The following is a 20780-nucleotide window of genomic DNA, read 5'->3' as shown; positions in this document are numbered from 1 at the left end:
TGCCAAGGCGGAGCGCCGGCATCGCAGCTCAGATGCGAAAGCAGAAACCATGGCCAATGTATCAGTGCTATCAACACCGAGGCCCGCAAGGCTCGCAGGACGAATGGCAAATAAGAAGAGTTCGGTCGCCCACGACCGGCTGACGGTGCTGTTGCTTTTCCTGCCACCGGCGCTGCTCCTCTTCACGCTGTTCGTCATCATGCCTATGGGCGAGGCGGCCTGGTACAGCCTCTACAAGTGGAACGGCTACGGAACGCCGACCGAATTCATCGCGCTCCGCAATTTCCAAGTCCTGTTCCGCAATGCGGCTTTCACTCAGGCGCTGATCAATAACGGCCTGATCATCGTCATCTCGATCTGCATCCAGGTGCCGCTCGCCATCTGGCTGGCGACGATGCTTGCCCATCGCATTCCAGGCGTCGTCGCTTTCCGTCTGATCTTCTTCCTGCCCTATGTGCTGGCCGATGTTGCAGCGGGCCTCATCTGGCGCTTCGTCTATGACGGCGATTACGGCCTGTTTGCTGCCGTTTCAAATTTCTTCGGTTTCGCTAATCCTTATGTGCTCGCCGACAAGGACATCGCAATCTATGCGATACTCGGGGTCATCGTCTGGAAATATTTCGGTTTTCACATGATGCTGTTCATCGCCGGCCTGCAGTCCGTCGACAAGAACGTGCTGGAGGCGGCCGAAATCGATGGTGCCACCGGCTGGCAGAAGTTTCGTTACGTCACGCTGCCGCTGCTCGGCTCAACCTTGCGTCTTTCGATTTTCTTCGCCGTCGTTGGCTCGCTACAGCTCTTCGACATGATCATGCCGCTGACGGGCGGCGGGCCGTCAAACTCCACGCAGACGATGGTCACCTTCCTCTACACCTACGGCGTCATGCGCATGCAGGTGGGCTTGGGCAGCGCCGTCGGCGTGGTGCTCTTTATCATCTGCGTTACGCTCGCCTTCGGTTACAAAAGGATCTTCATGCGTCATGACTGATATGAGCTCTTCCATCCGCATGAGCGTGTCTACGCGCATCTATCTCTATGTGTCGCTGAGCCTGATTGCCGCAATCGTGCTCGTGCCGCTGGTGACGACGGCGCTCGGTGGCTTCAAGACGCTCGGCGACTTGCGCACCAATCCTTTCGGTCTGCCAACGGAATGGCAATGGGCAAACTATACAAACATTCTCTTTGGCGAACGTTACTGGTTGCAGATCGGCAATTCGCTTGTCATCGCAGCTCTCACCGTGCTCCTGACGTTGATCGTGTCGTCCATGGCCGCTTTTGCCTTTGCCCATGTCCGCTTCTTCGGCTCGTCCTTCCTGCTCAATTATTTCCTTCTCGGCCTGATGTTTCCGGCGGCAACTGCGATCCTGCCGCTCTTCATCCGAATCCGCGATCTTGGGCTCTTGAACACCTATTGGGGGGTGGTGCTGCCGCAGGTGGCCTTCGGTCTCGGCATGAGCATCCTCTTGTTTCGAAACTATTTCCGTAATCTTCCGGAAGAATTGTTCCAGGCAGCGTTTGTCGATGGCTGCGGTTATCTGCGATTTTTCTGGCATATATCGCTGCCGCTTTCCCGCCCGATCGTCGCCACCGTCAGCATCATCTCGTTCGTCGGCAGCTGGAACAGCTACATCCTGCCGCTGATCATGCTGAACTCGGAATCCAAATATCCCTGGCCGCTCGGCATCATGGTCTATCGCGGCGAATATGGCACGGAATGGCAGCTGGTGCTGGCCTTCATCACGCTGACGATCCTGCCGACCATTGTCGTCTTTTTCATCGCCCAAAGGCACATCATCGCCGGATTGACCGCCGGCGCCGTGAAGTCCTGAGCCCGAGCCATTGGAGGTGCAATCATGGCATCCGTTTCACTGAACGATATTCGCAAGGCCTATGGTGCTGTCGACGTCATTCACGGCATCTCGCTCGATATTGACGACGGGGAATTCGTCGCCCTCGTCGGCCCGTCCGGCTGCGGGAAATCGACGCTGCTGAGGATGATCGCCGGTCTTGAGGAAATCACGGACGGCGAGATTGCGATCGGCGGGTCGGTCGTCAACACCATGACGCCGCGCGAGCGCAATATCGCCATGGTCTTCCAGTCCTACGCGCTCTATCCGCATATGACTGTCGCTGAAAACATGGGCTTCAATCTGAAGCTCGCCGGTGTCGCAAAGCCGCAAATCGAGGCGCGCGTTGCCGAGGCCGCCCGAATGCTGGATCTCGCCCAGCTGCTCGACCGCAAGCCGGCCCAGCTTTCCGGCGGCCAGCGCCAGCGTGTCGCCATGGGCCGCGCTATCGTGCGAAATCCAGCCGTCTTCCTGTTCGACGAGCCGCTGTCAAACCTCGATGCCAAGCTACGAGTGCAGATGCGTTCTGAAATAAAGACGTTGCACCAGAAGGTCAGAACCACCTCGATCTATGTCACCCATGATCAGATCGAAGCGATGACGCTTGCCGACCGCATCGTCGTGCTCAATCATGGCAGGGTGGAGCAGCAGGGTACGCCGCTCGAACTCTATAAGAAACCTGCCAATCTCTTCGTCGCCGCGTTCATCGGGTCGCCGGCAATGAATATGCTCGACGGTACGGTGGATGGCGAGGACGGTAAGCCGGCCGCGCGGCTTTCGGATGGCACTGCGATCCGCATTGCGCCGGACTGTATGGTTCGCCCTGGTCAGGCGGTGACGATCGGCCTGCGTCCCGAGCATCTGACGCCGGCTGGCAAAGATGGCAGCGCGCTTTCAGGGCAGACCCTGCTCGTCGAGCCGACCGGTGCTCAGACGCATGTCGTCTTCGATCTTGCCGGTCAGCCGGTAACGGCTGTGGTAGACGGGGATTATGCTGCCCGTTACGGCGCCCGCTTCGAAGCCAATATCGCCAGCGAGCAGGTCCATATTTTCGACCGGGGTACGGGTCTCGCACTTTAGTTTGGGTCGCCGACAGGCTGGCGTCGCTGACCCCAAAGACAATCCCCCGCCAATCGCGTGACCGGCGGGGGAATTGTTTATCATCAGCTTATTCCGCGGGCTGCGCCGCCGGAAGAAGCAGATCACTATCATCGCGTATGGTGCCGGCCATCGCTGCGGCAAAACGGGTCTGGTCGAGTTCGTTTTCCCAGCGAGCGACGACGATAGTGGCAACGGCATTGCCAATGAGGTTGGTCAGCGCGCGGCATTCCGACATGAAGCGGTCGATGCCGAGGATGAGCGCCATGCCTGCGATCGGAACCGAGGGAACGACCGAGAGCGTGGCGGCAAGCGTGATGAAGCCGGCGCCGGTGATCCCAGCTGCGCCCTTGGAGCTCAGCATTGCCACGAGCAACAGCAGGATTTGGTCGCCGAAGCTCAGATGCGTATCGGTCGCCTGGGCGATGAAGAGGGCTGCCAGCGTCATATAGATATTGGTGCCGTCGAGATTGAAGGAATAACCGGTCGGAATGACAAGGCCGACGACCGAGCGTTTGCAGCCGGCGCGTTCCATCTTGTTCATCAGGCCAGGCAGGGCGGCTTCCGACGATGACGTGCCGAGCACCAGCAGCAGCTCTTCCTTGATGTAGCGTAGCAGCGCCAGGATGGAAAAGCCATTGTAGCGAGCGACGGCACCGAGCACGATCAGCACGAAAAGCAACGACGTCAGGTAGAACGTCCCGATCAGGAAGGCTAGATTGGCGATCGCGCCAATGCCGTATTTACCGATAGTGAACGCCATGGCGCCGAAGGCGCCAATCGGAGCGAACTTCATCAGGATCGCGACAAGGCGGAAGACCGGCGCGGTCAGAACCTGGAAGAAATCGAGCACCGGCTTGCCGCGGTCGCCGACGGAGCCGAGCGCAATGCCGAAGACGACGGAGAAGAACAGCACCTGCAGGATGTCGCCCTTGGCAAAAGCGCCGACGATCGTATCCGGGATGATGTTCATCAGGAAGCCGACGATTGTCGCGTCGTGGGCCTGCGCGGCATAGTTGTTGACCGCTTTCGTATCGAGCGTTGCCGGATCGATATGCATGCCCGCACCAGGCTGCAGCACGTTTGAAACCACGAGGCCGACGACGAGCGCCAGCGTCGAGAAGACGAGGAAGTAGCCGAGTGCCTTGCCGACGACGCGACCGAACTTCTTGAGGTCGGCCATGCCGGCAATGCCGGTCGTGACCGTCAGGAAGATGACGGGCGCGATCACCATGCGCACGAGTTTGATGAAGGCATCTCCGAGCGGCTGCAGCGAAGCGCCGAGAGAAGGGTAGAAATGGCCAAGCAGAATGCCGGCGGCGATGGCTGCGAGAACCTGCATGTAGAGGTGCCGGTAAAGGGGCGTTTTGCCGCGCTGCGGAGCGGCGTTCATTGCAATATCCATGGTGTCCTCCACTGTGCCGGACGCCAATATGGCGGCGGGCAAGTCATGATGATTAAACAGCCTCCCGACTGATGAGATTTGTTTTGCAATGCGCGTGCCACTTTCCCCGATTGGCTAACCTGTTGAAATTTTTCAACGTGTAGAGCTACGACAATTGCGATGGTGCGATTTTCCGCACAAAGTGATTTGCCGGTCGTGCGAAAAAATGCACAATGCAGTCATGCTCCAGAAAACAGCAAACGAAGCTTTCCTGACGCCTGAACAGCTTGGCCGGCGCGCCCGATCGGTCTGGCTGATCTTTGCCGCGCTCGCCGCAACCCTCATCGCAACGGCCCTTTACGGCGCAGGCATCTATGGCCGCCTTCAGGCGATCGCAGCTTTGGAAGATGAAGGGCAGACTGACGCCAATCTCAAGGTAGCGCTGCTGCGTGCAGTGCTCGAAGGGCCGCGGGCTCTGCCGCTGCTCCTGGCCGATGACCGGCAGGTGCGAGATGCTTTGGCCTCGGGGCAGGCAGAGGCCGTCGTGGGGCTTGACCGCAAGCTCCAGAGCCTCGTCGCCGGTACCCGCGCCTCGGTTCTCTACGTGACCGGTAAGGATGGCATCGCGATCGCCTCCAGCAATTGGCAGGAGCCTCTAAGTTTCGTCGGCAACAACTATTCCTTCCGCGACTATTTTCGCCGGGCAATGGAAACAGGTACGGCAGAACATTTCGCACTCGGTAATGTCAGCAACCGGCCGGGCCTTTATATTTCCCGGCGGGTCGGAGATGCCGCCGCTCCGCTCGGTGTCGTCGTCATCAAGATGGAATTCGATGAGCTAGAATCCGACTGGCGCGAAACAGCGCGGCCGGCCTATGTCGTCGACGAACATGGCGTCGTGCTCATCACCAGCCTGCCGTCATGGCGGTTCATGACGACCAAACCTCTGCCACAGGAAAATCTTGCAGCGATCAGAAGCAGCCTGCAATTCGGCGAGGCGCCATTGGTCCCCTTGCCGATCGACGAAAGGCAGGCGCTGAGGCCAGGAGCCGCAATCGTCGATGCCGTCATGCCGGGCGGTGGGAAGGGCGAATTCCTGCGACTGCGCACGGATGTGCCGTCGACATCCTGGCAACTCGAATATCTCGTGCCGACCGAAGCGCCGATTGCCTCCTCCGTCCGCGAATGGCGGCTGCTGACATTGGCCGCTCTCGTTCCTGTGCTCGCGGTCATCACCTTTCTTTTGCGCCGCCGCCAGATCGCCGTCATGCGTATCGCCACCGAGCGTGCCGCCCGTGAGGAGCTGGAGCGCCGGGTGTTGGAGCGCACGCAGGATCTCAGCCGCGCCCGTGACCGCCTGCAGGAGGAGATATCGGACCACCGCGCGACCGAGGCGCGGCTGCAAGTGGTGCAGCAGGAACTCGTGCAGGCGAACCGCCTGGCAATCTTAGGGCAGGTCGCCGCCGGCGTGGCGCACGAGATCAATCAGCCCCTCGCAACCATTCGTGCCTATGCCGATAATGCCCGCACCTTCCTCAAACGTCAGCAGCCGCAATCGGCCGACGATAATCTCGATGCAATTGCCGGCCTGACGGAGCGTATCGGCACCATCACCGAGGAGCTGAAGACCTTTGCCCGCAAGGGCCGTACCGCTGCCGAGCCAATAGAGCTGCGCGCCGTGATCGAGGGCGCGGTCGTGCTGCTGAAAAGCCGCTTTGCCGGTCGGTTGGATGCGCTCGATATCAGGCTGCCGTCTACCGATCTGAAGGTAATCGGTAACCGCATCCGGCTGGAACAGGTGCTGATTAACCTCTTTCAGAATGCGCTGGAAGCGCTGGAGAGCCGGGAGAGGGCAAAGGTCGATGTCTTCTGCGAGGAGTCCGACGGCGAGGTAGCCGTGACGGTCGTCGACAATGGTCCCGGCATATCGGAGGATATCCTCGGGTCGCTCTTTTCACCCTTCAACACCTCGAAGGAAAAAGGCCTGGGGCTTGGGCTCGTCATCTCCAAGGATATCGTTGCCGATTATGGCGGCCGTATCGAAGTCGAAAGCAACGACAGCGGCACCCGCTTTACCGTTTATCTGCAGAAAGCACAGGCATGAGCGAAGCAATCCCGGTCTTCCTTATCGATGACGACAAGGATCTCCTAAAGGCGACGAAACAGACGCTGGAGCTTGCCGGCTTTTCCGTCTCGACCTTTTCTTCCGCTACGGAAGCGCTGAAGGATCTGACCTCGGAGTTTTCGGGTGTCGTGGTGTCCGATATCCGGATGCCGCACATCGACGGGCTGCAGCTCTTCGACCGAATCCGGCGGCTCGATGGAGACTTGCCGGTCATCCTGATTACCGGACACGGGGATATCCCGATGGCCGTAAAGGCGATTCAGGACGGAGCATACGACTTCATCACCAAGCCTTTCGCGGCTGACAGGCTGGTGCAGAGCGTGCGTCGTGCGGCAGAAAAGCGCCGGCTCGTGCTCGATAACAGGTCGCTGCGCGAGGCTGCGGAGCAGGCGCAGGGCGACCTGCCGCTGATCGGCCAGACGCCGGCCATGCAGCGCCTGCGGCGAACGCTGCGTCAGATCGCTGACACGGATGTGGACGTACTTGTGACCGGTGAAACCGGCAGTGGCAAGGAAGTGGTGGCAAACTTGCTGCATCGTTGGAGCCGGCGCGCGAGGGGAAATTTCGTGGCCTTGAATTGCGGCGCGTTGCCGGAAACGATTATCGAAAGCGAACTTTTCGGTCATGAGGCCGGTGCCTTCACCGGAGCCCAGAAGAGGCGCATCGGCCGCATCGAACATTCGAGCGGCGGAACACTTTTTCTCGACGAGATCGAAAGCATGCCGGCGTCGGCCCAGGTGCAGATGCTCCGCGTCCTGGAAATGCGGGAAGTCATGCCGCTTGGCACCAACGAGGTGCGGCCGGTCGACCTGCGTGTCGTGGCAGCGGCCAAGATCGATCTCGGCAATCCGCGCGAGCGCGGCGATTTCCGCGAGGACCTCTATTATCGCCTGAATGTCGTGACGATCAGCATCCCGCCGTTGCGCGACCGACGCGACGATATCCCGCTCCTCTTCGCCCATTTCACCCACCGGGCCGCCGAACGTTTCAAACGCTCGGTTCCTTCGGCTTCGCCTGACCTGCACCACCATTTGAAAACCCGCGACTGGCCGGGGAATGTGCGCGAGCTCTCGCATTTCGCGGAGCGCTTCGTCCTCGGACTTGAAGCGGCGCCGGTGCAAACGCGGCAAAACGGCATCGAGAACAATGAAACCGCACTGCCGTTACCGGCAAGGGTTGATCGCTACGAAGCCGATATTATCCGCGAAACGCTGATGCGGAACGATGGCGATGTGCGCCGGACGATCGAAACGCTCGGTATTCCGCGCAAGACCTTCTATGACAAGCTGCAGCGTCACGGCATCGAGCGGGCCGCATTCAGCTCTTCAAAGCCCGAGAGTTGACTGTCGGTTATCGGCCGAAGCCGGTCAGCATATAGGTGCCTCGGCCGAAAGTCTGGGGCAGTGACAAGTCGTCGAACTGCGCTAGATGATCAATGCCTCATGCGGCCAATCATGGAACAAGCGCTTGATTTATGATGTAGTGGTTGTCGGCTCCGGCTTTTCTGCGATCGCGGTCGTCTGCAATCTTGTGCGGAAACTTCCGCAGACGGCGTCCGTCGCGGTGATCGGCGACGATCCAGGCTTCGGCAGAGGCACGGCCTATCGCACCGAAATGCATCTTCACCGTCTGAATGTCCCAGCAGCGCGCATGAGCCTCTTCATGGACAGACCGGCCGATTTCATAGAGTGGCTGAGCCGTAAAGATCGTCCGTCACGGGATGCCGATTTCGCGTCGCGCAGCGATTATGGCCTTTATGTCAGGGACACGCTTGCAAATCTGCTGAGACGCAATAATGAGCGGTGCCGTGTCGATTTCATCAAAGCCAAGGCCGCCGGCTGCGTCGAGCGCTATTCAGGCACCCTTGGTTTTCTTCTGGAGCATGGCGGCGAAATCGCCGGTCGCCATGTCGTTCTTTGCCTTGGCCTCGGAAATGCGAAATTGCCGGTCGATATCGAAGGTCTTGGAGCCACGATGCGCTCGCATGTGATCGAAAATCCCTGGCGCCTTTCCTGGCTCACACGCGTCGGGCCGCTCGATCGGGTTTGCATCCTGGGCTCGGGCCTTACCATGATCGACCAGGTTCTCGCGCTTCGATCGCATGGACATCGTGGCCGCATCGACGTTCTCTCGCGGCGCGGGCTTGTGCCTCACGGACATGCCCGCGATCCTAAACCACCTGCAGCCATCGAGATCGATGCAAGGGGAATTACACTCAGCCGAATGCTTCACGGTTTCAGACAGCAGATTCGGTCAGGAACCAACTGGCGAAGCCTCATGGACGCCCTGCGGCCCAAGACTCAAGTCCTCTGGCAGGACCTCGCCCCGTCGGAGCGATCGCGTTTCCTGAGGCATGCCCTGCCGTGGTGGAACATCCATCGACATCGCCTGGCGCCTGCCATCCATGACGAATTCGATAAATTGCGGCAGCAGGGCGTCGTCAATTTCCACTCAGGCTATCTCAAAACGCTCAGTGATGCCGGCGACGAATTCTGCATCGAATATCGCAGGCGAGGGAGCCAGGAGACGATCGCCCTTTCAGTCGACTGGATCGTCAATTGCACGGGCATGGAACGCGCAGGGCTGGTGCATTCACCGCTTCTCCAGGAGATGAGACGGCAGGGCCTCGTCGTTGCAGATCCCCTTGGGCTCGGCATCTCGGTCGACCGGGCCTCTCGCACCTTGAATTCAACAGGCACGGTGCAATCGAACCTCTATGCAGTCGGAGCGCTGACCGCCGGTCAATTCTGGGAAATAACCGCGGTTCCCGATATCAGGGCTCAGGCAGAACAGGTTGCAGCGCAAATAGCAATGTAAGAGGATTTAGAACCAACAATCGCGTGGGTTGTTCTACCGTCAGCTTCTCGATCAAGCCCTGCATTTCTGGGCGTATGCCCCGTACTCGGACAGCGAGAAAATTCTCGCTCCAACGAATCAGGCAGCCGTCAATCGGGATCGGCACATGTTCACGTCATTGGCGTGAAGGTGCGCGGCGTTCTCTTTTATGCCGCGCGCGAATGATACTCCGAGCGCTGCTACAAAGCTATAGAGGTGGTCAACTTTCGGGGATCAAATTGATGAGTTGCGCGCACTTTTTTGTGTTGCGGTGCTGGAATGCCAGCCATGTCTTATTTCCGTCTAGGAAGACCTTGATCTTTCGAAACATTGGCGCACCATCTTACTTAGCGAAGGCGAAAATCGCTGAGGCAGACCTTTATAGGAGGGCCTATGCTGAACAACTCCCTATTTGATGCGTTCACCCGTAACTACGAGTCTCGACGCGAGACGGACATGTCTATATCAGACTATCTTGCGCTGTGTAAAACGGACCCGATGGCTTATGCCAATGCTACCGAGCGGCTGCTTTCGGCAATTGGCGAGCCCGAGATCGTCGACACGGCGAAGGATTCGCGGCTTGGCCGGGTTTTCATGAACAGGACCATTCGGACCTATCCCGCCTTTGAGGGATTTTTCGGCATGGAAGAGACGATCGAGCGGATCGTTTCCTTCTTCCGACATGCTGCCCAGGGACTGGAGGAGCGTAAGCAGATCCTTTACCTGCTCGGTCCCGTTGGCGGCGGTAAATCTTCGCTTGCTGAGCGCCTGAAGCAGCTGATGGAGGTCATCCCCATCTATGTGCTGAAAGCCGGTGACGAATTGAGTCCGGTCTTCGAAAGCCCCCTCAATCTTTTTGATCCCCTGACCATGGGACCGCTCCTGCATAAGGAATACGGCATCCCAACTCGCCGTCTCAGCGGTTTGATGAGCCCATGGTGTGTGAAGCGGCTCGATGAGTTCGATGGCGACATCTCCCGCTTCCGAGTCGTCAGGGTCCAGCCGTCGAGGTTGCGGCAGATCGCAATTGCCAAGACGGAACCGGGCGATGAGAACAATCAGGACGTCTCGTCGCTGGTCGGCAAGGTCGATATTCGCAAGCTCGAGCATTATTCGCAGAACGACCCCGACGCCTACAGCTATTCCGGTGGTCTCAACCGCGCCAATCAGGGCGTGCTCGAATTTGTGGAAATGTTCAAGGCGCCGATCAAGATGCTGCATCCGCTCCTGACGGCGACGCAGGAAGGCAACTATATGGGCACCGAAAATATCGGTGCGATCCCCTTCTCTGGCATTATCCTTGCGCATTCGAACGAAGCCGAATGGCAAAGCTTCAAGGCCAACAAAAACAACGAAGCTTTCATCGATCGCATCTGCGTTATCAAAGTTCCCTATTGCCTGCGGGTGACGGAGGAACAGAAGATCTATGAAAAACTGATAGAAGGATCGGAGCTTGCGGATGCGGCGTGCGCGCCTGCAACACTGGAGATGCTGGCTCGTTTCTCCGTCCTGTCGCGGCTTCGCAAACACGAGAATTCCAATCTCTTCTCCAAGATGCGTGCCTATGACGGCGAGAGCTTGAAGGAAACCGATCCGCGCGCCAGGAGCGTGCAGGAATATCGCGATGCCGCTGGTGTTGATGAAGGCATGGACGGAATATCGACACGTTTTGCGTTCAAGGTTCTCGCGTCGACCTTCAATCACGACGCGACGGATATCGGGGCCGATCCCGTTCATCTGATGTATGACTTGGAACAGGCCATCCGCCGCGAGCAGTTTTCCGAGGAGACGGAAAAGCGCTACATGGAGTTCATCAAGGCAGAATTGGCGCCGCGTTATGCGGAATTCATTGGCAACGAGATCCAGAAGGCCTATCTGGAATCTTATTCCGACTACGGTCAGAACCTGTTCGACCGTTATGTCGATTATGCCGATGCCTGGATCGAGGATATCGATTTCAAGGACCCGGACACCGGTCAGCTGCTCGACCGCGAACTGCTGAATCAGGAACTGACGAAGATCGAAAAGCCTGCGGGTATCGCCAATCCAAAGGATTTCCGCAACGAGATCGTCAAGTTTTCGCTGAGGTCACGTGCTGCCAATGGCGGCAAGAACCCTTCCTGGACGAGCTATGAAAAGATCCGGGAAGTTATCGAAAAGCGGATGTTCTCGCAGGTCGAGGATTTGCTGCCGGTCATCTCGTTCGGATCGAAGAAGGATAGTGAAACAGAAAAGAAGCACAGCGAATTCGTCTCGCGCATGGTGGCGCGGGGCTACACGGAACGGCAGGTTCGCCGGCTGGTGGAATGGTACATGCGCGTCAAGCAGGCGAGTTAGGTAGGCCGTCCGAGCAAGTACCCATGTAGGAGCAAACATGCACATCATAGACCGGCGGCTAAATCCGCGCGGTAAAAGTTTGGAAAATCGACAACGGTTTCTACGGCGCGCCAAGGACGCCGTGGAGCAGGCGGTAAAACAATCTTTGCAGAACCGCTCCATCCGCGATGTGCTGGATGGCGGCGAAGTCACTCTTCCGATCGGCGGTATGGCCGAACCCGGCTTTCACCGGGGTGGGGGCGGAATTCAGGACCGCATCCTTCCGGGTAATCAGAAATTCGTCGAAGGCGATCTTATCAAGCGGCCACCGGCATCCGGGGGTGGCCGGTCGAAGGAGGCAGGAGAGGGCGATGGCGAGGATGGCTTTCGTTTTGTGCTCACTCGGAAGGAATTTCTCAACATCTTCCTCGATGATCTGGAACTGCCTGATCTCGCCAAACGTAAGTTGAGCGAAACCGAGGAGGTGACGCCGCAACGGGCCGGTTTCTCCGTCTCCGGTTCCCCTTCCAATATCGCCGTTGGTCGTACGACTCGCCTTGCCATGATGCGACGCCTTGCGCTTCACCGCCCGAAGGCAGAGGAAATCGAGGCGCTTCAGAAGCAGATCGAAGACTGTGACAACGCAGAAGAGCGCCTCGTCTTGGAGGAGCGCCTTAAGGCGCTGATCCTCAAGAGCAAGCGCATTCCCTATATCGATCCGCTGGACGTGCGCTACCGGCGCTTTGAAAACGTTCCGAAGCCTGTCGTCAAGGCGGTGATGTTCTGCCTGATGGACGTTTCCGGCTCCATGAGCGAACATATGAAGGATCTCGCCAAGCGCTTTTACCTGCTCCTTTATCTCTTCCTGTCCCAGCGCTATGAAAAGGTCGAGATCGTCTTCATCAGGCATACGGAAAAGGCCGAGGAGGTCGATGAGGAGACCTTCTTCTACAGCCCCGCGACGGGCGGCACGCTGGTATCCAGCGCACTGGCCGCCATGCGTTCGATCGTTGCCGCGCGCTTCGATCCGACGGAGTGGAACATCTATGCGGCCCAGGCTTCGGATGGCGACAATTCCTACTCCGATGGCGCCTTGACCGGGCAGTTGCTGGAGCATGAAATCCTCCCGGTCTGCCAGTACTTCGCCTATATCGAAGTCGGTGAGGAAGACGGCGATTCTTCGGTTTCAAGGTCACCGCTGTGGACGCTCTATCAGGAGATCCGCTCCACAGCACTTCCGCTCGCCATACGCAAGGTCTGCCGTAAGAACGAGATATTCCCTGTTTTTCACGATTTGTTTCAGAAGAAGACCGCTGCGGCGGGGCCGACCACATGAAGACCATCACCGGGTATAAGCAAAAGCTGCTTTTTGAAGGCGCTGACTGGGATTTCCCGACCCTGCAGCGCATTCACGATGCCTGTGAGGATATCGCTCTTGGAGAGCTGGGACTAGATGTCTATCCGAACCAGATCGAGGTCATCACCTCGGAGCAGATGCTGGACGCCTATTCTTCGACCGGAATGCCGCTCTTTTACCGCCACTGGTCCTTTGGCAAGCACTTTGCCCATCACGAAGCATTCTACCGGCGAGGGATGCGCGATCTCGCCTATGAGATCGTCATCAACAGCTCGCCGTGCATCTCCTATCTCATGGAGGAGAACTCGGCGACCATGCAGACGCTGGTCATAGCGCATGCTGCCTTCGGCCATAACCATTTCTTCAAGAACAACTATCTTTTCAGGCTCTGGACCGACGCAGAAGGCATTCTCGACTATCTCGATTTTGCCAAGGGTTATATTTCCCGCTGCGAGGAACGTTACGGTGAGGTGGCCGTCGAGCGAACGCTGGATGCCGCCCATGCGCTGATGTCGCACGGCGTACACCGCTATGCCGGCAAGACGCAGGTTGACCTGAGGCAGGAAGAAAAGCGGCTGCAGGAGCGCCGCGCCCACGAGGAGAAGATTTTCAACGATCTCTGGCGGACAGTACCTGTCGGTCAGAAGCGCAACAAGTCCGACCGCGATCTGGAACGCAGGCGGGCCGCACTGGGTTTACCGCAGGACAATATTCTCTACTTTCTTGAAAAATCCGCACCTCGGCTGCATTCCTGGCAGCGCGAGATATTGCGCATCGTCCGCCACGTCGCCCAGTATTTTCACCCCCAGCGCCAGACCAAGGTGATGAACGAGGGGACCGCCACCTACGTCCATTACAACATTATGCAGCGCCTGCATGAACGCGGGCAGATCAGTGACGGCAGCTATTTCGAGTTTCTGAAATCCCACACGAATGTCGTTTTCCAGCCGATGTTCGACGACCGGCGCTTCTCCGGCTTCAATCCCTACGCCCTCGGTTTTGCGATGATGCAGGATATTGAGCGTATCGTGAAGGATCCGACAGCCGAAGACCGCGAGTGGTTTCCCGATATTGCCGGACGAGGCGATGCTATGGCGGTATTGCGTGATATCTGGGCCAATTACCGCGACGAGAGCTTCGTCAGCCAGTTCCTCAGCCCACGCCTCATGCGGCAATGGCGCATGTTTCAGCTTCATGACGATCCTGAGATCGAGGAGGGCATCCTGGTTTCGGCGATCCATGACGAGCGCGGCTACAGGCGTATCCGCCGGCAGCTCTCTCGCGACTACGACATAGGCCATACCGACCCAGCAATCGAAATCGTCGATGTCGATCTCGCCGGCGACCGCAGATTGCTGCTGCAACATCGGGCGGCCAATGACGAGTTCCTGGAAGAGGACGACTTGAAGCTCGTTCTGCAGCATCTTGCCGATTTATGGAGCTATGACGTTCTGCTGGAAGAACTCGACAGCAAGGAAAATATCGTGCGCAAGCACGTCGCCCATCCGCGAACGTTTTCGCGACAAAGCGAATTTGCTTGAGCGGGTGAGATTGCGCCCATTCAGGAGGAACGTTCTTCAAACGTGATTGGACAGTCAGCGCAGTTCAGGTCAACCTTCCAATGGGGGCGTGCAGTCTATTTATCCGAATAGGAGGCCGCTATGGAACAATACGCAGTCGACCAGCTCAAGGCTAAAGCCAGAGTCAGCCGCACAACACCACAACTGTCTCGAGCCGAGCGCTTGAACCGGTGGGCGGAGCTTCTGGAAAGCGATCCTACGCGTTCGCTCGTTACCCTTCGGGAAACCGAATATCTGCCTCGCGACCAGCGCGGGATGATGAGGATTGCCGGATCGCCCATCTCCGTGGCCTATGCCGATCCGGTGCTGCGTGCTTCAGGTCTCGAGGGCGATACTTATGGGGATGCCCAGAGCTTCTTCGATCTTAGCGATCGGCAACTGCATGGTCTCGTCTGCTCCTGCCATTTCGGAGCACAGGTCGATGCAGGTGTTGTTGCCCGCCATCTGAGGGCAGCCTCCGTGACAGGTGTGAAGGGTATCCTGGCACGCATGCGGCTGCTTTTCACGCGATAGTTGCGGCCAAGCCATTTTGAGATTAGAGACGGCAGCCGAACCGGAATGGTGAAGTGCGGCACTTCGTAGCCACACTTCACCTGTTGTCGGTGGCGATCTGCAGATACCAGCGGCGGACATCCGGGAAGTCGTTGAGGTCGCCTTTGCGGCGTCTGAAGCGAAGAACCATGGGCCAGACGGCCGTGTCAGCGATGGAAACTATAACCGACAAGATGCTCCAGCCCCTGAAGCGGCGCATCGAGCGTCTCATAAAGCCTGGTGGTATCGCTGCGAAAAGACGCCTCGGCAAAGGGCGCATGGTCTTCATTATAAGTCATAAAGTAATGCGCATCGCCGAGTGTCGGCCCTAATCGCCCATCTGCCACATCTGCCATAGATGATGGCGACGAGCGCCGTCGCTCCGCCCCCAATCAACGCTTAAGTCGTCCGCAGCGATTCTGTCGGTGACCGCGCATGGCGGCGCTTGCATGCAGGCCTGAAGCTGGCTGCCCCGCATGATCTCAACGTCGTCCCCAACCCTCTCGGCAAGCATCGGCCTCGTGCGGCCTGATCCCGATTTCGCCCGAGACAGGGCTGCGCACGCTTGAGGCCTATCAGAAAGCGGGCGTCGAAACCTTCATTTTCCGGCATGGCGCTGCTTGAGGAAGCCGATCGTTTCGGCGAAAAGGTTCTGGCGCCTCAGCAGGGACGAGTCGAAGGCGCGCAACGCACCTGGTCGACGCTCATTCATTGCGACCTCTCCATAATTGAGAGCGCCTGACATACGGCAAGGAAGCAAGTGCAGTGGCAGCCAGCGAATTTCATCCGGGTCAACAGGAGACAACGGGACGCGGGCTCGCAGCCCGCATTCTGAAGGCAAGCGAAGCGGTCCTCGGCGTGGCTGCCGCGTCGGTGCTCGCCGTACTGCTCTGCACGGTACTGGCTACGGTCTGCATGCGCTATTTCTTCGCGGCCGGCTTCATCGGTGCGGAAGACCTCGGCATCTGGCTGCATGTGTTGCTGATCGCGCTCGGCGCGCCACTCAGCCTCAACAGTGCGCTCGCCATGCGTCTGGATGTCTTCGTGAAGATGATGCCGGAGCGGGTGCACCCCGCAATAGAGGTCGCTGCCGATGTCTTCACGGTGCTCTCAGGCCTTATCCTCAGTTTCGGTGGCAGCGAGATCATGGCGATGCTCGGCGGTATCTCGCCGACGCTTGGCGTGCCGGAATGGATCCGCTTCGGATTTTTGGGTGCCGGCGGCGCGCTGATCCTCGTCGTTCTTCTGTTGCAACGCATCGCGGAAGGTAAGATACGGCCGGTTCTTTCTTCCCTTGCGATGGGAGCCGCGCTTTATGCAAGCATTCCGCTTGTCTCGACCGAAATCGACTGGCCGCCCAGTATCTTTCTTGGCCTGATTGCGGCGATCGGCCTGGTTCTTGCCGCTCCGCTGCCTCATGCCTTTCTGGCTGCTGCCTATGTCGTAATCGCCTTTGGCAGCAGCCTGCCGGAGCCGGCGATCGTCTCCTCGACAGTGACCGGCATCTCTAAATTTCTTCTGCTCGCCATCCCTTTCTTCCTGCTTGCAGGCGGTCTGCTGACAGCATCAGGTGTTGCCAACCAACTCGTCCGGTTTGCCGCGGCCATGGTCGGTCATCGCCGCGCCGGTCTCGCCCAGACGACGCTGCTGACCAGCGTGCTCTTTTCCGGTGCCTCCGGTTCCTCGGTTGCCAATGCGGCGTTCGGTGCATCGACCTTCCAGCCGGAACTCGTTCGCCACGGCTATCCGCCCGCCAAGGCTGCGGCGATCATCGCGGCGACTTCGGTGCTCGATAACGTCATTCCACCGTCGATCGCCTTTCTGATCCTGGCAACCGCCACCAATCTTTCGGTTGGGTCCTTGCTGGTCGGAGGTTTCTTCGCTGGTGGTCTAATGGCCATTTGCCTTGCTGTCGCGATCCATCTGACGGTTCGCGACCAGTCACCTTTGCCATTGGCCACGTCGGCGCAACGCTGGCAGTCGGCCGTTCAGGCGATCCCCGCCTTCGGTCTCGGTGTCATCGTCGTCGTCGGTATACGCATCGGCATCGTTACGACGACGGAGGCCGCGGCCCTTGCCGCCTTTTATACTTTCCTGCTCGCCATTGGGGCGCGGCTTGGAGTGTGCTCGCTTTATGCGGCCTTCCGGCAGGCGGCGGTCGAAGCTGCTGCGATCGGTCTGCTGATTGGCACGGCCGGCCCCTTTGCCTTCCTGTTGGCCGTAGACGATGTTTCGGGCCTGATTTCCGGCCTGACGACGGCTCTCGGCGGCAGCGCACTTGCCGTGATCCTGCTGTCGAACATCATCCTGCTCGTCGTCGGGCTCGTTCTCGATATCGGCGCTGCCATCCTGCTTTTTGGGCCGATCCTTCTGCCCGCAGCCGTCGCCGCCGGCATCGATCCCATCCATTTTGGTGTCATCATCGTCGTCAATCTGATGGTCCACGGCCTGACGCCGCCGCTCGGCATGCTGATCTTCGTCGTCAGCGGCGTGACGCGCATTCCGGCCTCCGCGCTTTTCAAAGCGGTCGTTCCCTATCTGCTTGCGCTTCTCGTCTCACTCGCAATCCTCTGCGTTTGGGCGATCATCTTCTAATAGACAGGACCCGATCAATGGACAAACGACGCACCTTCCTGAAAGCCGCCGCGATCGCTGGGATAGCGCTTGCCGCACCAGCCTTGGTCCGTAAGGCTGCCGCTCGAACGACGACGATTACCATTGCTTCGCTGCTCGGCGACGACAAACCGGAGACCAAGATCTGGCTTAAGATCGGCGAGCTGGTTGAAGCCAAGCTGCCTGGCCAGTTCAAGTTCAACATCGTCAAGAGCGGTGCGCTCGGAGGCGAAAAGGAAGTGGCCGAAGGTGTTCGCCTCGGCTCCATCCATGCCAGCCTTTCGACAGTCTCGTCGCTCTCTGGCTGGGTGCCGGAACTGCAGATCCTCGATCTTCCCTTCCTGTTTCGCGACGCCGATCATGTCCGTCGCACCGTCAGCGGAGATATTGGTGCGGATCTTAAAGGCAAGCTGCAGGCGCAGAATTTCGTCGTCGGCGATTTCATCAATTATGGCGCCCGTCATCTCCTAACCAAGGAGCCGGTCACGCGCCCTGAACAGCTTAAGGGCAAGCGCATCCGTGTCATCCAAAGTCCGCTGCACTCCAAGCTCTGGAGCGCCTTCGGCATGACGCCGATCGGCATTCCCATCACCGAGACCTATAATTCGCTGGCAACGGGCGTTGCCGACGCGATGGATCTCACGAAGTCGGCCTATGCTGGCTTCAAGCTCTACGAAGTCGTGCCCTACATGACTGAGACCGGCCATATCTGGGCATCTGGCATCATCTATTATTCGTCAACCTTCTGGAATGGACTGAATGGCGAGCAAAAGGCTGTCTTGCAGCAGGCGTCCGCCGAGGGTGCAGCCTACTTCAACCAACTCATCGTCGATGATGAGGCGGCGTCGGTGGAAATCTCGCTGAAGAACGGCGGCAAGCTGTTGAAGCCGGAAGCATTCGAGGCGTGGCAGAGGGGCGCCCAGGGGGTCTGGGATGATTTCGCTCCCATCGTTGGCGGGCTGGATCGCATCAAGGCCATCCAGTCGGCTTAAGGTCCCAGAATGACGAGTTGGCACCTTGTTGTTGCTCTCGCGGGCGCGGGCTCTGCAACTGTTGGCTACGCGGATGCTGTCGGATTGACAGCATCCAAGCGACCTCATAAGCCATGTCGTGACCAGTAATGGGAGGAGCACTATGTCTATCTGGATTGGGCGAATTTTGTCTGCAGTGGTCGTCGTTCTGCTTGTTGCCGACGCAGCCACTAATCTCTTTGCGCCTAATTTCATACGCGGTGAGATGGAAGCAACTGGTTTTTCCGCGAATCTCGCCCCGACGCTCGGCGTTATCATTGCGATCTGCGCAGTCCTTTATGCGGTTCCAAGGACGGCCTTCCTCGGCGCGATACTTGTGACTGGTTTTTTGGGTGGCGCGATCTGCACACATTTCCGTCTTGGAGAATTTTTTACTCCTCCGCAAATCGTTTGCCTGCTTCTTGGCCTTGCCGCCTGGGGCGGCCTTTATCTGCGTGAGCCGAGGCTGCGTCAGCTGCTGCCGTTGGATATCGGTTAAGCTCAAGTTCCGGACTTGAAATCGCCAAGGCCGACCGCCGGTCTTCCTGCTTTGACCCGTGCGGAATCTGCTACCTTGGTTTGAAGTGGAGGCATGGGCGAGGTGCCTTTTTGCGAAAGCGTATCCTGGCCCACGGCATCGGCTCGAAAATCGGCGTCCATTTTCGGAAAGCCTGACGCGTAGATTCAAATGGTTAGAGCATCCTTGCGCGTCCGAACGGGTGCGCGGCGCTCTGAGGTCTGGCGTCGACAACTTCGAAATCGCGCAATGAAAAAGCCCGTCCTCTGGTGAGGACGGGCCGTAGCCATCTACAGGAGTGGAGCTCTGTATCGATGGGTGAGGCCGATCCGGCAGGGAACCGGATCGACCTCTGTCTTCTGAATTGGAGGTCACCAAACCAGAAGCTCGTGATGAAAAGCCCCGAGATGCAATCCCGGGGCCTTCAGTATTCAGCTTAGAACGAGCGCTGCAGACGGAAGTAACCCGTCCAGTCGTCGTCCTGATGTTCCGGCTTCAGGTACTGAACGGAAGCCTTGGCGTAGAAGTTGTCGACGATCTGGTAGTCGAGCGTCAGACCGGCCTTCCAGGCATCGTCGAGACCGTCGAAGGAGTCCGGAACTGCCTTGCCGCCGCCGACGTAGTTGCCGTAGTACTGGACACCGGGGGTGATCTTCAGCTTGTCGGTAGCCTTGATGGCGTATTCGGCAGCAACTGCCCATTCAGCTGCCGAGTAGTAGGAGTTCGGGCCGCTGGAGTAAACGCCAGCGAGGCCGAGCGTGCCCGGGCCGATATCAACCGTACCCATTGCGCGGATTGCACCGTCTTCGTTGTCGAAGTCCCAGCCGCCGGTGACCTGGTAGCTGAAGGCGCCAGCCTTGCCGCCGATGCCGAAGGCAACGCCGACGTTGTTCGGACGATCGTCCGCAATGAAGTCGCCGGTGACGGGATCGATGCTGCCCTGGTAGACGCCGTCTTCCAGTTCGTCGACGCTGATGCCAGCGTAGAAGGAACCGGTTTCGTACTGATAACGGATCGAGTTATGCAGGGTTTCGACCGAACCGATGTCGTCCGTTTCGCCGGAGAGACCATCGTCCCACCAGGAGTAGAACAGACCGGCGCGGAAGCCGGCGATGTCGAGGTAAGCCGAGTCGAGCTTCGTGTTCTGGATGGAAGAGGCGTCGGCATTGGCCTGCAGAACGATCACGCCGGTGAGCGGGCCGTATTCGGTGTCGCTCTTGGCCGTAAACTGAACCTGACCGCGGGTGAATGCATCCCAGTCAGAGTCGTTGCCGGCTTCGCCGTGATCGGCATTCTGGCCGACGTCAACCTGGAAACGGATGTAGCCTTCGATCTTCAGGCAGGTTTCCGTGCCCGGGATGTAGAAGTAGCCGGTGCCGTAAGCGTCGCAGACGCGAACGTATTCAACCGGTTCCGGCTCGGCAGCAACGATTGCGTCAGCTGCAAATGCCGGTGCAGCGATGAGGGCTGCTGCAGAACCAAGCAACATCATACGAATGTTCATGGAAAGCCAATCTCCTAAGTTCGAGTGCGTTCCACGAAAGAACGTCCCCTCAGATAAAACCGA

The 20780-nt window shown here is 58.6% G+C and carries 16 protein-coding genes; 13 read left to right on the top strand and 3 right to left on the bottom strand.

The genetic code is table 11. The features are described 5' to 3' along the window. Positions 1-49 precede the first annotated feature (49 nt). From FHX15_RS14865 to FHX15_RS14855, 3 genes are read left to right on the top strand one after another with little or no spacing between them, the layout of a single operon-like run. Positions 50-988 carry a carbohydrate ABC transporter permease gene (locus tag FHX15_RS14865; protein ID WP_184398280.1) on the top strand — a complete coding sequence of 313 codons (939 nt, stop codon included), beginning with the start codon at positions 50-52 and terminating at the stop codon, positions 986-988. After that, positions 981-1829: a carbohydrate ABC transporter permease gene (locus FHX15_RS14860; protein WP_184398278.1), complete on the top strand. Its 849-nt coding sequence runs from the start codon at positions 981-983 to the stop codon at positions 1827-1829. Before FHX15_RS14865 ends, FHX15_RS14860 begins: the two co-directional genes overlap by 8 nt. A 24-nt stretch (positions 1830-1853) precedes the next feature. After that, a complete protein-coding gene (locus FHX15_RS14855) occupies positions 1854-2927 on the top strand; it encodes an ABC transporter ATP-binding protein (protein ID WP_184398276.1) in 1074 nt (357 codons plus the stop codon). Positions 2928-3015: 88 nt separating this feature from the next. Here the strand turns inward: FHX15_RS14855 and FHX15_RS14850 are convergent, their stop codons facing one another. Then, positions 3016-4350: a dicarboxylate/amino acid:cation symporter gene (locus tag FHX15_RS14850; RefSeq protein WP_184398274.1), complete on the bottom strand. Its 1335-nt coding sequence runs from the start codon at positions 4348-4350 to the stop codon at positions 3016-3018. A 205-nt stretch (positions 4351-4555) separates the two neighbouring features. Between FHX15_RS14850 and FHX15_RS14845 the strand changes: the two genes are divergently transcribed. The 7 genes from FHX15_RS14845 to FHX15_RS14815 all read left to right on the top strand — a co-directional run bounded on the left by FHX15_RS14845 (position 4556) and on the right by FHX15_RS14815 (position 15055). Continuing rightward, positions 4556-6433 (top strand): sensor histidine kinase, encoded by a 1878-nt coding sequence (locus FHX15_RS14845; RefSeq protein WP_184398273.1) that lies wholly within the window; start codon positions 4556-4558, stop codon positions 6431-6433. Continuing rightward, positions 6430-7797 carry a sigma-54 dependent transcriptional regulator gene (locus tag FHX15_RS14840; RefSeq protein ID WP_184398271.1) on the top strand — a complete coding sequence of 456 codons (1368 nt, stop codon included), beginning with the start codon at positions 6430-6432 and terminating at the stop codon, positions 7795-7797. The genes FHX15_RS14845 and FHX15_RS14840 overlap by 4 nt, the downstream gene beginning before the upstream one ends. A gap of 124 nt (positions 7798-7921) precedes the next feature. Beyond that, complete coding sequence (locus FHX15_RS14835; RefSeq protein ID WP_184398269.1) at positions 7922-9271, top strand: FAD/NAD(P)-binding protein; 1350 nt, start codon at positions 7922-7924, stop codon at positions 9269-9271. 411 nt (positions 9272-9682) lie between these two features. Then, positions 9683-11626, top strand: a complete 1944-nt coding sequence (locus FHX15_RS14830; RefSeq protein ID WP_184398267.1) for a PrkA family serine protein kinase — start codon at positions 9683-9685, stop codon at positions 11624-11626. 37 nt (positions 11627-11663) lie between these two features. Beyond that, the gene (locus FHX15_RS14825; protein ID WP_184398265.1) at positions 11664-12941 is read left to right on the top strand and encodes a YeaH/YhbH family protein; all 1278 of its coding nucleotides are present in this window, start codon (positions 11664-11666) and stop codon (positions 12939-12941) included. Further along, the gene (locus FHX15_RS14820; RefSeq protein ID WP_184398263.1) at positions 12938-14503 is read left to right on the top strand and encodes a SpoVR family protein; all 1566 of its coding nucleotides are present in this window, start codon (positions 12938-12940) and stop codon (positions 14501-14503) included. Before FHX15_RS14825 ends, FHX15_RS14820 begins: the two co-directional genes overlap by 4 nt. 120 nt (positions 14504-14623) lie before the next feature. Further along, entirely contained in the window at positions 14624-15055 is a 432-nt protein-coding gene (locus FHX15_RS14815) for a hypothetical protein (protein ID WP_184398261.1), read from the top strand. Between the two features lie 76 nt (positions 15056-15131). Here the strand turns inward: FHX15_RS14815 and FHX15_RS14810 are convergent, their stop codons facing one another. Beyond that, complete coding sequence (locus tag FHX15_RS14810) at positions 15132-15293, bottom strand: hypothetical protein (RefSeq protein ID WP_184398259.1); 162 nt, start codon at positions 15291-15293, stop codon at positions 15132-15134. Positions 15294-15838: 545 nt separating this feature from the next. Between FHX15_RS14810 and FHX15_RS14805 the strand changes: the two genes are divergently transcribed. The 3 genes from FHX15_RS14805 to FHX15_RS14795 all read left to right on the top strand — a co-directional run bounded on the left by FHX15_RS14805 (position 15839) and on the right by FHX15_RS14795 (position 19195). Next, positions 15839-17668: a TRAP transporter large permease subunit gene (locus FHX15_RS14805; RefSeq protein ID WP_184398258.1), complete on the top strand. Its 1830-nt coding sequence runs from the start codon at positions 15839-15841 to the stop codon at positions 17666-17668. A gap of 17 nt (positions 17669-17685) precedes the next feature. Further along, positions 17686-18678, top strand: coding sequence for a TRAP transporter substrate-binding protein (locus FHX15_RS14800; protein ID WP_184398256.1), 993 nt, complete (start codon positions 17686-17688; stop codon positions 18676-18678). A gap of 175 nt (positions 18679-18853) precedes the next feature. Beyond that, positions 18854-19195, top strand: coding sequence for a DoxX family protein (locus tag FHX15_RS14795; protein WP_409527015.1), 342 nt, complete (start codon positions 18854-18856; stop codon positions 19193-19195). Between the two features lie 454 nt (positions 19196-19649). Here the strand turns inward: FHX15_RS14795 and FHX15_RS14790 are convergent, their stop codons facing one another. Beyond that, on the bottom strand, positions 19650-20717 hold the full coding sequence (locus FHX15_RS14790; RefSeq protein WP_184398254.1) for a porin: 1068 nt from the start codon (positions 20715-20717) through the stop codon (positions 19650-19652). Positions 20718-20780: the final 63 nt, after the last annotated feature.

The organism is Rhizobium sp. BK650 (assembly GCF_014195325.1).
GTDB lineage: Bacteria > Pseudomonadota > Alphaproteobacteria > Rhizobiales > Rhizobiaceae > Rhizobium.
Note: the sequence above shows the minus strand (reverse complement) of the source record. Positions and strands in the feature narration are given on the sequence as shown.